General features: G+C 75.7%; 3 protein-coding genes. All 3 read left to right on the forward strand.

Features of this window, described 5'->3' with window-relative positions:
* Positions 1–2: 2 nt before the first annotated feature.
* The 3 genes from H299_RS37295 to H299_RS0102770 are packed head-to-tail and all read left to right on the forward strand — an operon-like array spanning position 3 to position 14,772.
* Positions 3–8,843, forward strand: a complete 8,841-nt coding sequence (locus tag H299_RS37295) for a type I polyketide synthase (RefSeq protein ID WP_051262040.1) — start codon at positions 3–5, stop codon at positions 8,841–8,843.
* On the forward strand, positions 8,840–13,138 hold the full coding sequence (locus H299_RS37300) for a type I polyketide synthase (RefSeq protein ID WP_051262041.1): 4,299 nt from the start codon (positions 8,840–8,842) through the stop codon (positions 13,136–13,138). Before H299_RS37295 ends, H299_RS37300 begins: the two co-directional genes overlap by 4 nt.
* The gene (locus H299_RS0102770; protein ID WP_027747162.1) at positions 13,135–14,772 is read left to right on the forward strand and encodes an NAD(P)/FAD-dependent oxidoreductase; all 1,638 of its coding nucleotides are present in this window, start codon (positions 13,135–13,137) and stop codon (positions 14,770–14,772) included. Before H299_RS37300 ends, H299_RS0102770 begins: the two co-directional genes overlap by 4 nt.
* Positions 14,773–14,781: the final 9 nt, after the last annotated feature.

A 14,781-nucleotide genomic window follows, 5' to 3' on the forward strand; every position in this document is an offset into this window, starting at 1 on the left:
CGGTGGCCATCATCGGAGCGGGCTGCCGGTTTCCACACGGAGTCGGCGGACTGCCGGAATTCTGGAACCTGCTGCGGGACAAGGTCGACGCCATCGGCGAAGTGCCGCCGCAGCGCTGGGACCTGGAGCGCTTCTACGACCCCGAGCCCGGGAAGCGCGGCACCATGTACACCCGCCGGGGCGGGTTCCTGGACGGCGTCGACCAGTTCGACCCCGCGTTCTTCGGCATCGCCCCGCGCGAGGCCAACGAGATGGACCCCCAGCAGCGGCTGCTCCTGGAGGTCGCCTGGGAGGCCCTGGAGGACGCGGGCCAGGCCACGGCCGATCTGGCCGGGACCCGGACCGCTGTCTACACCGGCGTGATCGGCTCCGACTACACGCTCCTGCACTCCAAGGAGAGCGGCACCGAGGGCATCGACGCCTGGTACGCCAGCGGCCGGGAGTTCAGTTTCGGACCCGGCCGGCTCTCGCACCTGCTGGGAGTGCACGGCCCCAGCCTCTCGGTGAACACCGCCTGCTCCTCGTCCCTGGTCGCCGTACACCTGGCCTGCCAGAGCCTGCTGGGCGGCGAGTCGGACCTCGCGCTGGCGGGCGGCGTCAACCTGATCCTCTCGCCCGAGCTGAGCATCTTCATGTCCAAGGTCCGGGCGATGTCCCGGCAGGGGCACTGCAAGCCGTTCGACGCGTCCGCCGACGGGATCGTCCGAGGCGAGGGCTGCGGGCTCGTCGCGCTCAAGCGCCTCTCGGACGCCCGCGCCGACGGCGACGACGTGCTCGCGGTCATCCGCGGCACCGCCGTCAACCACGACGGTGCGAGCGCGGGCCTGACCGTGCCCAACGGCGTCGCCCAGCAGCGGCTGCTGCGCGAGGCGGCGGCCCGCGCGGGCGTCGACCCGGCCGACATCGGCTACGTCGAGGCGCACGGCACCGGCACCCCGCTGGGGGACCCCATCGAGATGAGCGCGCTGCGCGGCGTGCTGGGCGCGGGACGCCCGGCCGAACGCCCGCTGTTCGTCGGCTCGCTCAAGGGCAACCTGGGCCACATGGACTCGGCGGCCGGCATCGCCGGGCTGCTGAAGACGGCGCTCATCCTCAAGCACGGCGAGATCCCCGCCAACCTGCACCTGACCACGCCCAACCCGCTCATCCGCTGGGACTGGCCGGTCGTCGTCCCCACCGAGTCCACCCCCTGGCCCGCCGACGGGGCCGCCGAGGCCGCTGACGGCCCGGCCCGCCCCCGCCTGGCCGGCGTGAGCGCCTTCGGGCTCAGCGGCACCAACGCGCACCTGATCCTGGAGGCGGCGGCCCCCCGTACGGACGACCGCCCCGCCACCGCCGGGCCGGTGCTGCTGCCGCTGTCGGCCCGCAGTGGCGACGCCCTCACCGAACTGGCCCGCACCTACCGGGAACACCTCACCGGCGGCCCCGCCACCCCCCTCCGGGACCTGGCGCACACCCTGGGCGCGGGCCGCGCCCACCACCGGGAGCACCGGCTGACCGTCAGCGGGGACAGCCGGGAGCAGCTCGCCGAGCGGCTCGGCGCCTACCTGGAGGGCGCCCCGGCCGCCGGGCTCAGCAGCGGCGGCACGGACGAGGAGCGGGAGCCGCGCATCGTCTTCACCTTCTCCGGCCAGGGTTCGCAGTGGCCCGGCATGGGACGCGGACTGCTGGCGCGGCAGCCGGTCTTCCGGGAGGCGTTCGACGCCTGCGACGCCCTGATCCGCGCGCAGGCCGGCTGGTCGGCGGCGGACGAACTCGCCGCCGAGGCACCGCACTCCCGCCTCGCCCGCACCGAGTACGCCCAGCCGGTCATCTTCGCCCTCCAGGTCTCGCTGGCCGCGCTGTGGCGCTCCTGGGGCGTCGAGCCCGCCGCGGTGGTGGGCCACAGCATGGGCGAGGTGGCCGCCGCGCACGTGGCCGGCGTACTCGAACTGGCGGACGCCGTACGAATAATCGTCCATCGTGGCGAGCTGCTCGCCGACTCGGCAGGGCAGGGCGCGATGGCCTCCGTCGACCTCTCGGAGGCGCACACCCGGGCGTCGCTGGAGCCGTACGCGGACCGGCTGTGGATCGCCGCCTGCAACAGCGCCCGCTCCACCGTCGTCTCCGGCGACGCGGCGGCACTGGAGGAGTGGGCCCGGGGCATTCAGCAGCGGGGAACCAGCTGCCGGGTGCTGCCCGGCGACTACCCCTTCCACAGCCCGCTGATGGCCCCGTACCAGGAGCGCATGGCCGCGCTGCTGGCCGGCCTCCGGCCCCGTCCGGCCACCGTCCCCATCCTCACCACCACACTGCTCGCCGAGGAGGACGCTTTCACGGCCGACTACTGGGCCCGCAACGTACGGGAGCCCGTCGGCTTCGCCGCCGCCGTGGACGCCCTGCTGGCCGACGGGCACGACACCTTCGTCGAACTGGGCCCGCACCCGGTGCTGTCCGTCCCGCTCGCGCACGCCTTCGACGACCACGAGGTGGGCCACCCCCTCGTGGTGCCCTCGCTGCGCCGGGACACGGACGCGGCGGACACCCTGCTGGGCTCGCTCGGCGCGCTCTACGCGGCCGGCGCTCCCGTGCGCTGGCGCGCCGTCGGCCCGCCGGACGGGCGCCCCGTCAAGCTGCCCGGCTACCCGTGGCAGCGCAAGCGGTACTGGATGAAGCCCGCAGCGCCGCGACAGCGCACCGGGCCGGAGTCGGCCCCCGCTGCGGGCGGCGCGCCCGCCCCCGCGCCGCAGGGCGCGCTGCGCGGTGAGTTGCGGGTGTACGACGAGCACGGCCGGGTCGTCGGTGAGGCGACGGACCTGCGGCTGGACCTGCCCGGCACAGGTACGGGCGCCGGCTCCGCCCCCCGCGCCGCCGCCGCTTCCGGGGCCGCGGATCAGCCCGCGCGGTCCGCACCGGCGGACCAGCTGTCCCCACCGGCGGACCAGCAGCCCGCCGCCGGGCACCGCGATCTGGAGGACCTGGTCGCACGCGTGGTAGCCCAGGTGCTCGGGCACGACCCCGCCACCCTGCGCCGCCGCCAGGGCTTCACCGACCTGGGCATGGACTCGCTCACCGCCTTGGAGGTGCGCACGCTGCTCCAGCACGAGGTGGGCAGGCTGCCCGCCACCGTCGCCTTCGACCACCCCACCGTCGAGCGGCTGGCCGCCTTCTTGCGGGAGCGCGCCCCGAAACCGGCACCCGCCGCGGGGCAGGGCCCTGCCCCGCGGTCGGTGCCCGCCGGTGCGGCGGCCCCCTTCGGGCAGGCCGCCCCGGCAGCCCCCGAGCCGATCGCGGTCATCGGCGTCGGCTGCCGCTTCCCCGGCGGGGCCACCGGCCCGGCCGCGTACTGGCGGATGCTCCAGGAGGGCACGGACGCCATCACCGAGTCCCCGGAGGGCCGTTTCGACGACGGGAGCCGCTGGCGCGGCGCGTGGCTGGACCAGGTCGACCACTTCGACGCGCAGTTCTTCCGCATTCCGCCGCGCGAGGCACGCGTGATGGACCCGCAGCAGCGGCTGTTCCTCCAGGTCGCCTGGGAGGCGCTGGAGCACGCGGGCCAGCCGGCCGACCGGCTGACCGGGAGCCGTACGGGCGTGTTCGTGGGCATGAACTCGCACGACTACGTCGAGCTGATCGCCAACGCCCCGGAGAACATCGACGCCTTCTACGGCACCGGCAACTCCTTCTGCTCGACCTCCGGCCGCCTCTCCTACTTCCTGGGCGCGCGCGGCCCCAGCCTGGCCGTGGACACCGCCTGCTCCTCCTCCCTGGTCGCCACGCACCTGGCGGTACGCAGCCTGCGCAGCGGCGAGAGCGATCTCGCGCTGGCGGGCGGGGTCAACGTCATCCTGCGCCCCACCATCCACCTGGCCAGCCAGGCGGCGGGTGCGCTCGCCGCCGACGGCCGGTGCAAGACCTTCGACGCCGCCGCCGACGGCTACACGCGCGGCGAGGGCTGCGGCGTGGTCGTCCTCAAGCCGCTCTCCCGCGCGCTCGCCGACGGCGACGAGGTGCTCGCCACGATCCTGGGCTCGGCGGTCAACCAGGACGGCCCCAGCAGCGGGCTCACCGTGCCCAACGGACCGGCCCAGGAGTCGCTGATCCGGGACGCGCTGGCGGACGCCGACGTCGGCCCGGCCGATGTCGGGTACGTCGAGGCGCACGGCACCGGCACCCCGCTCGGCGACCCGATCGAACTCCAGGCGCTGGGCGCCGCGCTCGGTGAGCGCCCGGACGGAGCACCCGCCGCCGTCGGCTCGGTGAAGACCAACTTCGGTCACCTGGAGGCCGCTTCGGGGGTGGCCGGGCTGATCAAGACGGTGCTGAGCCTGCGCCACCAGGAGATCCCGCCGCACCTGCACTTCCGCGAGCCCAGCCCCGAGATCCCCTGGGCCCAGCTGCCGTTCGAGGTGCCGACCGCGCGCACGCCGTGGCCGCGCGGCGAGCGCCGCCGGGTCGCCGGGGTCAGCGCGTTCGGCTTCAGCGGCACCAACGCGCACCTGGTGCTCGGCGAGGCCCCGCCGCGTACGGCCCCCGCCGCAGGCGCTGCGGGTACGGCGGACGCGGCCGACGGCGCGGAAGGGGCACCCGGCGGGGCGTACCTGCTGCCGCTCTCGGCGAGCAGCGCCTCGGCCCTGCCCGCCCAGGCGGCGGCGTACCGGCGGCTGCTCACGGAACCGGCCGCACCGGCCGCCGACCCCGCCGCACCGGCCGCCGCCGACCCGCCGCACGACCTGTGCTTCACCGCGAGCACCCGCCGCACCCACCTCGGCCACCGGGTGGCCGTCGTCGGCCGTACCCGCGCCGAACTCGCCGAGCGGCTCGCCGCGTTCGAGGCGGGCGAGCGCGCGCTCGGGCTGAGCACGGGCGCGGTGCCCGGCGGCGCCGACCGCCGCCCCGTGTTCGTCTTCTCCGGGCACGGCTCCCAGTGGCCCGGCATGGCCCGCCGACTGCTCGCCGAGGACCCGGTCTTCCGCGCCGTCATGGTCTGGTGCGACGGCCATCTGCGCCCCGAACTGGGCTGGTCCGTCCTGGACCACCTGGAGCGCGGCGAGCCCGCCCCGGACGGCCCCCGCCAGCAGGAGCTGATCTTCGCCGTTCAGGTTGCGCTGGCCCGCCGCTGGCGGAGCCTGGGCGTCGAGCCGGCCGCCGTGGTCGGGCACAGCATGGGCGAGGTCGCCGCCGCACAGGCGGCGGGCGTGCTCACCATCGAGGACGCGGCCCGGCTGATCCGGGTGCGGGCCGCTGTGCAGGCCCAGTTGGTCGGCAGCGGCGCGATGGGCGTACTGGGGCTCACCGTCGAGCAGACAGAGGCAGTGCTCGAGGGCTACGAGGACCGGCTGTGGGTCGCCCTGAGCAACAGCGAGCGCACCACCGTCGTCTCCGGCGAGGAGGCCGCGCTGACCGAGGTGCTGGCCGCGTGCCGGGCCCGCAACGTCTTCAGCCGCCGCATCGACGCCGCCGGGGCCGGGCACTGCCCGCTCGTCGAGCCGCTCGACCGCGAACTGACCGAATCCCTGCGCTGGTTGCGCCCACGGAAGGCCGAACTGCCGCTCTACTCCTCGGTGACCGGCGGCCTGCTGGCGGGCGAGGCGCACGACGCCGCCTACTGGGGCCGCAACCTCCGCGACCGCGTCCGCTTCTCCACCGCCATCGGGCAGCTGGCGCAGGAGGGGCACGACACCTTCATCGAGATCTCACCCGACCCGCTCCTCCTCACCTCCATCGAGCAGGATCTGCGGCAGCGCGGCACGGACGCCGTCCTGGTGCCCTCGCTGCGCCGGGACACCGACGACCTCACCGTCATGCTCGGCTCCCTGGGCACCCTGCACTGCGCCGGGTACCCCGTCGACTGGGCGCGGCTCTACCCGGGCGGCGGCCGGGTCGTGGAGACCCCGTCCTACGCCTGGCAGGGCAGGCGCCACTGGCTCTCGTCCGGCGACTCCGCCGGTACGGGCACCGCCGCGTGGGCCCCGGCCGCCGGCCGCCACCCGCTGCTGGCGCGCCGCGTCCGGGCCGTACGGGGGGCGGGGATGCGCCTGTACGAGGCGGACCTGCACGCCGCGCTGCTGGACGCGCTGCCGGCCGGACGCCTGTGGGGCTCCCGCCTCGTACCCGGCGCCGCCTGGCTGGAGATGGCGCTGGCCGCCGGGCGCGAACGGCTCGGTGCCGGGCCCCTGGCGCTGGCCGACGTGTCGCTCCACCCGCCGCTGCTGCTCGACGGCGACGGCGACGGCCACGACGGCGCCGCCGTGCCGACCGCCCAGCTGACCCTGGAGCGGGACGCCGGCAGCCGCGGCGACCGGGGAGCGGACCGCTTCACCGTGCACACCTACCCGGCCGCCGACGGTGCCGCCGACGGCGAGGAAGCCGTACTGCGCGCCGACGGCCGCCTCACCGGCGCCGCCCCGGCGGACGCGGAGCCCTGGGGGGCACCCGCGGTCACCGCCGCGCTGCCGCCCGCCGAAGTGGCCGACCTGCTGGCCTCGTCGGGCGTCTGCACCCAGCGCCTGCGGGTGCGCTCGGCCGCCCGGGGCGACGGCGCCTGCACGGTGGAACTCGAACGCGAGCCCGCCGCCGGTCCGGTGCCCCGCTGGGCACTCGAACCCGGCCTGCTGGAGGCGTGCCTGCACACCCTCGCGCTGGCCGCCGACGGCTCCGAGCGCGGCGGTCCGCTGCTGCCGCTGGCGGTGGAGCGGCTGGTGCTGCTGCGCGAGCCGGGCCCCCGGCTGACCGTACGCGCCAAGCTCACCGGTACGGCGGACGGCCGCATGTGCGGCGACGTCCAACTGCTGTGCGCGGACGGCACGGTGGCCGCAGTGCTGACCGGCGTGGTGCTGGGCGGGCCGCCGGTGGTCCCGGTGCCCCCCGAGACCCGCGCCCGGCTCGACCGGCTGCTCTACACCCAGGAGTGGCTGCCCTGCCCGCCGCCCGCCCAGTTTCCTGCGGCGAACACACCGGCCGCGAACACCCCCGCGGCGGACGGCACCTGGCTGCTGCTGGCCGACGAGGGCGGCGTGGCCGAGGCGCTCGCCGCGCAGCTGCGCGCACGCGGCGGGCGCCCCGTACTGGTGACGCGCCAGGAGGCCGCCGACCCGGCGGGGCTGGCCAAGCTGGCGCACGAGACGGTACGCGGCCCCGGCTGCCGGGGCGCCGTCCACCTGTGGGCGCTGGACCTGCCGGCGGAGACCGGAGCCGGTGGCGGCAGCGGTGCCGAGGCCGTGCCCGAGGCGGGCGCGCAGGTCTACGACGCGGTGCTCACCCTCGCCCGCGCACTCGGCACGGGCCGGGCCGTACGCCCCACCTGGTACCTCACCCGGGGCGCCCGCGCCACCGGCACGGGACCCGAGCCGGTCGCCGCCGCGCAGACCCCCGTGTGGAGCCTCGCCAAGGTCGCCGCGATGGAGCACCCGAACGCCTGGGGCGGCCTGCTGGACCTCGACCCGGCCGCCGCCGGAGGCGCCTCCGCGGCGGACGCCGAGGCCGCCGCCGTGCTGGAGCGCCTGCTGTCCGACGACGGCCAGGACCAGCTCGCCGTACGCGACGGCCGCCGGATCATCCCGCGGGTGGTCCGCCGCCCCGCCGCCCCCCGGGTCGGCACGCCCGGGAGCGGCCGGCGCGGCGGCGCGTACGTGGTCGCCGAGGGCGCCGACGGCCTCGGCCTGCACGTGGCCCGCTGGCTGGTCGGCCGCGGCGCCGAACGCGTCGTGCTCAGCCACACCGACGAACACCCCTCCCGTGACCGGGAGTTCACCAGCGAGCTGGCCGCCCTGCGCCGTACGGGCGCGGAGGTGCGCACCCTGCGGTGCGACCCGGCCGACCGGACCGGGGCGGCGGCCCTGCTGGCGGACGCCCGGGCGGACGGCATGCCGCTGCGCGGTGTGCTGTGGCTCGCCGTCGACTGGGAGCTGGGCGACACCGCCGAGGTGGGGCCCGAGCAGCTCACCGAGGCCGTGCACCGCCGCGCACGCGGCTCGCGGCACCTCGACGAGCTGTGCCGGGGCGCCGACCTGGACCTGTTCGTGGTCTTCGGCGGCATCGCCTCCGACTGGGGCTCCCTGGGCGTCGCCCGGCAGGCACCGGCCGACGCGCTGCTCGCCGCGCTCGCCCACCGGCGCCGCGCCCGCGGCGAGCACGCCCTGTGCGTGCGCTGGGCGCCCTGGGACGAGGTCGGCCTGCTCTCCGGGGCGACCCGGTCGATGATGGTACGGGCCGGGCTGGAGCCGCTTCCGCCGGAGGCGGCGATCGAGGCCCTGGACCACCTGGTGGCCGCGGACGCCGTCGAGGCGGGCGTCTGCCGGGTCGACTGGGGCATCATGCTGCCGCTCTACCGGCAGACGGGCTGGCCGCTGTTCGACGCGCTGGAGGCGGGCGGCGACCCGGACGGCGAGGCGGCCGTCGACGCCCTGCGCGCACAGCTGGCGGCGCTGCCCGACGAGGAGCGCCACCGCTCCTTGGTGGGGCAGGTGCTGACCGAGACCGCGGTGGTCCTGGGCGCCGAGTCCGCGGACGAACTGGAGACCCGGCAAGGCTTCTTCGACCTGGGGATGAACTCGATCACCGCGCTGGAGATGAAGGTCCGGCTGGAGCGCCGCTTCGGCTGCGTACTGCCGAACACGCTCGCCTTCGAATACCCGAACGCCGAGGCGCTCGCCGGATATCTGGCGGCCGACGTGCTCGGCCTGACGCCGTCGGCGCCGCCCGCGCCGACGGCCGCGCCCCCCGGCCCGGCCGCGCGGGACGACTCGGCCGCCGCGCAGGACGACCTGACCGCCCGCTTCGAACGGGAGATGGCCGCGGTGGAACACCTGGCAGCACCGGCACACCTGGAACAGCAGGACACAGCAGAGAGGCGAAAGCAATGACCGCATCGGATACGGACGACCGGGCCAGGCTCGCCCGCGCGCTCGACACCATCGCCGGGCTCAGGGGACGGCTGGAGCAGCGTGAGCGGGCCGCCGAACCCGTAGCGATCATCGGTATGGGCTGCCGCTTCCCCGGCGGCGCCAATTCGCCCGACGACTACTGGCGGGTGCTGCGGGAGGGCGTCGACGCCGTCACCCGCTTCCCCGCCGAACGCGGCGACGCGGACGCCGTCTACGACGCCGACCCCGAGGCCCCGGGCAAGGCGTACTGCGTCGACGGCGGGTTCGTCGACCAGGTGGACTCCTTCGACGCCTCGCTGTTCGGCATCTCGCCGACCGAAGCGGTCGCGATGGACCCGCAGCAGCGGATCGCCCTGGAGGTCGCCTGGGAGGCACTGGAGGGCGCCGGCATCGCGCCCGACAGCCTGGAGGGCTCCGCCACCGGCGTGTTCATCGGCGCCAGCACCAACGACTACGTACGGCTGCGCCAGCAGACCGCCGACATCGAGGACGTCGACCCGTACCAGCTCATGGGCGAACCCGCCTTCCTGGCCGGGCGCCTCTCCTACCACTTCGGGCTGCGGGGCCCCTCGCACGTCGTGGACACCGCCTGCTCGTCCTCGCTGATGGCCGCCCACCTCGCCACCCAGAGCCTGCGCCGCGGGGAGTGCGACCTCGCGCTGGCGGGCGGCGTCAACCTGATGCTCACGCCGTACGGCTTCGTGCTGGTCAGCAAGGCCGGTGCGATCGCCCCCGACGGCCGCTGCAAGGCGTTCGACGCGAGCGCGGACGGCTACGGCCGGGGCGAGGGCTGCGGCGTGGTCGTCCTCAAGCGGCTCTCCGACGCGCTCGCGGACGGCGACCGCATCGCCGCCGTCATCCACGGCAGCGCGGTCAACCACGACGGCCGCTCCAGCGGCATCTCGGTGCCCAACGGTATGGCACAGCAGGAGGTCATCCGCGCCGCCCTCGCCGACGCGGGCGTCGCCCCCGGCACGCTCGACTACGTCGAGGCGCACGGCACCGGCACCATGCTCGGCGACCCGATCGAACTGCGCGCCCTGGAAGCGGTGCTGGGTGCGGGCCGGCCGGACGACCGGCGTATGTACGTCGGTTCGGTGAAGACGAACATCGGCCACCTGGAGGCCGCCGCCGGGGTGGCCGGGCTGATGAAGCTCGCCCTGTCCCTGCGGCACCGCGAGATCCCGCCCAGCCTGCACTTCACCCAGCCCAACCCCAACGTGGACTGGGACGCGCTGCACATCGACGTGCCCACCAAGGCCACCGAGTGGCGCGCCGGGGAGGACATCCGCTACGCCGGGGTCAGCTCGTTCGGCGTCAGCGGCACCAACGTCCATCTCGTCCTCGGTGAGGCCCCGGCACCGGCCCCCGACGCGGCCCCGGCCCCCGCCGCCCGCCCGCACGAACTGCTGCCCCTGTCCGCCAAGTCGGACGCCGCGCTGCGCGAACTGGCCCGGCGCTACTCGGCGCGGCTGGCTGACGGCCCCGCCGCGGAACTGGGCGCCGTCTGCCGCAGCGCCGCCACCGGCCGCGCCACCCTGCCCCACCGGCTGGCCGTGGTCGCGGGCTCGACCGGCGAACTGCGCGAGCGGCTGGACCGGTTCGTCAGCGGGACCAGGGACCCGGGCGTCAGCTCCCGGCGCGTCGCCACCCGGGCCACCGCCAAGGTCGCCTTCCTCTTCACCGGCCAGGGCACCCAGTACCCGGACATGGGCCGCGGCCTCTACGACACCGAGCCCGTCTTCCGCGAGGCCATGGACCGGTGCGCCGAACTGCTCCGGCCCCACCTGGACAAGCCCCTGCTGGACGTGGTCTACGGAAGCGGCGAGGACGCCGCCCTCATCGACCGCACCGAGTACACCCAGCCCGCGCTGTTCTCCGTCGAGTACGCCCTCTACGAGCTGTGGCGCTCCTGGGGTGTACGTCCCAGCGCCGTGGTGGGCCACAGCGTCGGCGAGTACGTCGCCGCCTGCGTCGCCGGGGTGTTCAGCCTGGCGGACGCCACCAAGCTGATCGCGGCCCGCGCGCGGCTGATGCAGTCGCTGTCCGAGCCGGGCGCGATGGTGACCGTACCGCTCACCGAGGCGGAGGCCGCCGCCGAGGTCGCCAAGACCGGCGGCCGGGCCGCCATCGCGGCGGTCAACGGCGACGAGGACATCGTGCTGTCGGGCGCCAAGGACGCCATCCAGTCCGTCGTGGACCGGCTGAAGAAGCTGGGTCTGCCCGCTCGCTGGCTGCGCGTCTCGCACGCCTTCCACTCGCCGCTGGTCGAACCCGTGCTGGAGGAGCTGCGGGCGGTCGCCGCGAGCGTCGAGTTCGGCGCCCCGACGCTGCCGCTCATCTCCAACCTCACCGCCGAGGAGGCGACGGCCGAGACCATGTCCGACCCGGACTACTGGGTCCGGCACGCCCGCGAGGCGGTCCGCTTCCGGGACAGCATGCGCACGCTCGACCGCAAGGGCTACACCACCTACCTGGAGTGCGGCCCCGGCCGGACGCTGCTGAGCATGGGCGCCCACGCGGTGTCCGAGCCCGGCCGCGACAGCTGGATCTCGTCCCTGCGCCGCAGCACCACCGACGGCGACCAGATCCGCCAGGCGCTGGCCGAGCTGTACGTGCTCGGGGTGCCGGTGGACTGGCAGGGCCTGTACGCCGGCGGCTCGCGCGAGCGCGTCGAGCTGCCCACCTACGCCCTCCAGCGCGAGCGGTACTGGTACCAGGACGACGCGGCCACCGGTGCCTCCGGAGCCGCCGCGGACGCGGCCGGCGCGGCTGCCGCCCGTACGGAGCGCCCCGCGGGCTCGCCCCTGCTGGGCAGCCTGGCCGGGGCCGCCGCTGCGGACCGCCCGGCGCAGGTCGCCCACTACCTGCGGGCCATGCTGGCGACCGCCCTGTGGACCCCGGCCGACGAGATCGACGGCGCCGCCGACCTGCACGAACTGGGCGCCGACTCGCTCCTGGTCATGCAGGTGGTGACGGCCTGCCGCAACGACCTGCTCATCACCCTCTCGCCCCGGGAGCTGTTCCACCGCCCGACCATCGAGCAGTGGGCCGACTTCATCACCGACCGCGTCGAGCGCGAGCACGAGCTGCCCGGTGCGGGCGAGCGCGCCACCGCCTCCGCCGACATCGACTGGTCGGACCCGGAACGGCTCAAGGAGGAGGGCGGCCTCGACCCGGACATCCGGCCGGGCGAGCCGATGCGCGGCAGCTGGCGGGCGCCCGAGGCGGTCCTGCTGACCGGCGCCACCGGCTTCGTCGGCGCACACCTGCTGGCCCGCCTGCTGGAGGCCACCGACGCCGCCGTCCACTGCCTGGTGCGCTGCACCGACCCGGCCGAGGGCCTGGAGCGGGTGCGGGCGAACGCCGCCCGCTACCTGCCGCAGTGGCGGGAGGAGGACACGGCACGGCTGGTCATCGTCCCCGGCGACCTGGCCAAGACGCGGTTCGGCCTTTCGGACACCGCGTTCGACGAGCTGGCGCAGACGGTCGGCAGCATCTACCACGCGGGTGCGGAGACCAGCCCCACCAGCACCTACGAGCAGCTGCGCGCCGTGAACGTCGGCGGCACCCAGGAGATCGTCCGGCTCGCCTGCCGCGGCCCGCTCAAGGCCATCAACCACGTCTCGACGCACACGATCTGGGGCACCGCGCCGGAGCCCGGGACCGTACGCGCCGAGGACGGCGACCTCGCGGACGCCGGGCGGCTGGGCGACGGCTACTGCCAGAGCAAGTGGGCCGCGGAGACGGTGATCTCCAAGGCGCGGCTGCGGCACATCCCGGTCAACGTCTACCGGCTGGGCCAGGTGGCGGGCGACTCCACCACGGGCAGCGGCCCGGCGGACGGCTCCCTCGCCACGCTCCTGCGCGCCCACGTGACGGCCGGGACCGCCGGTACCGGGGCCGGAGCCGACGGCGTGGACGTCACCCCGGTCGACTACGCGGCCCGCGCCCTGGTGCACATCGCCACCACGGCCGAGGCGTACGGGAGCGACTTCCACCTGGTCAACCCGCGCCCGGTCACCGGCGCCGAACTCCTCGCCCAGCTGCGCCGCCGCGGCTGGCCGGTCGCGGCGGCGAACGGTGCCTCCGGCGGCGGCACGCCGTCGGAGGCGGGCACCGTCTACCGTACGGACGCGCTCCAGGCAGCCCTCGAGGGCAGCGGCATCAGCTGCCCGGCCCCCGACGACGCCCTGTTCGACACCTATCTCGACCAGCTGGTGGAGAGCGGCCTGATCGAGTCCGCCGACGGCACGGCGGGAGCCGGCCGGTGAGAAACGGCGACGTCGCGGGCCCCGCCCACCACGACATCGTGATCCTCGGCACCGGTACGGTCGCCTCGGCCCTCGCGGCCGTCCTCGTCCGCCATGGCGTGAAGGTGGTCATGGCGGGCGACGAGGCCCATCCGGCCGCCGGGCTCGACGAGATGGGCGCGGAGGTCACCCGGCACCTGCGGGTGCTCGGCGCGCGCTACAAGGTGCCGGAGTTCCAGCGATTCGCCGCCTTCGAACCGCTCCTCGCCGAGCTGCCCGCGCCGCTGGGGGCGGAGCTGTGCCACAGCTTCGTCTACCAGCGGCCGGGCCGCTCCCCGGAGCCGTCCGAGGTCATGCAGGTCAGCATGCCCGCCAAGGCGCCGCCCGAGCCGAACCTGCGGCGGCCCGCCCTGGACCGGCGGCTGCGCGAGGTGGCGGAGTCCCTGGGCGCCTCGGTGCGTACGGGGGCCAAGGTGGCGCGGGTGAGCGTGGCGGACGGCGTCGTCACCGTCACGGACGTCGACGGGGAGCGGCTGACCGCCGACTACCTGGTGGACGCCAGCGGGCCGGGGTCGGTCTTCCTGACGGACCGCCGGCTGATTGAGCCGGGCAGCAGGTTCACCACCCGCACCCGGTCCCTGTACGCCCGGCTGGCCGGAGGCCGGCCGATGGAGGAGGTGATGCGCCCGGCGAAGGCGTACGGGAAGGCGGCGTCCTGGACGGGCGGCAGCACCCACCACCTGTTCGCGGGCGGGTACCTGCGGGCCATCCCGTTCGGCAACCACCCCGGCGCAGCGGCACGTTCGACCGGGGTGACGCTCACCCTGGACGCCGACCTGCATCCCGAACAGGGCGCTCCCCAGGAGCAGTTCGCCGAATTCCTGAGCCGCTACCCGGCGCTGGCCGAGCAGTTCGAGGGGGCCGAACCCGTCGAGCCGTGGGTCTCCACCGGGCGCCACCAGCACTCCGTCTCGCACACCGTCGGCCACCGCTGGTGCGTCATCGGGGACGCGGCCGGATACGTCGACCCGTTCAACTCGCGCGCTCTGGCCGCCGGGCTCGGCGCGGTCAACATGCTCGCCTGGCGGCTGCTGGAGGCCGTACGCGACGGCGACTACGCCACCGAGCGGTTCGAGCCCCTGGACCGCTTCACCCGCCGCAGCCTCAACGCCAACGACGACCTGACCGCCATGCTCACGGCCTCGCTGTGCGACGCCGCGCTCGCCAAGTCCGCGCTGTACGTGCTCCAGGCCGGATTCCGCTTCGGCGGCTTCCCGGCCCTGGACGCGTACGGGCAGCTGCTGGCGACGGGCAGCGACGCGGCCTTCCGCGAGCTGGAGAAGGCGCCCTACCCCGGCTCGCTCTTCCCCACCCACGCGGGCTACCAGCGGCTGTTCACCACGGCCGCCGCCGAGTGCGCGGCCGTGGCGTCGGGCCGGGCGGAGGCGGCGGAGGCGGCCGGGCGGGTCTTCGCCGCCGTGCGCGAGGCCGACTTCGTGCCCGCCGTCCTGGGGCTGGACGACCCGGCCACCCGGTTCGTCCGGCTCACGCCGGCGACCGTCCTGCGGCTGGTCCTGTGGTCCTTCACCCGGGCGCCGGACGACCTGGGGCCGCTCGTACGCAGGGGGCTGCGGATCGCCCTGCGCGGCCGGTGACGGCGGACC

It is taken from the genome of Streptomyces sp. CNH287 (assembly GCF_000424825.1).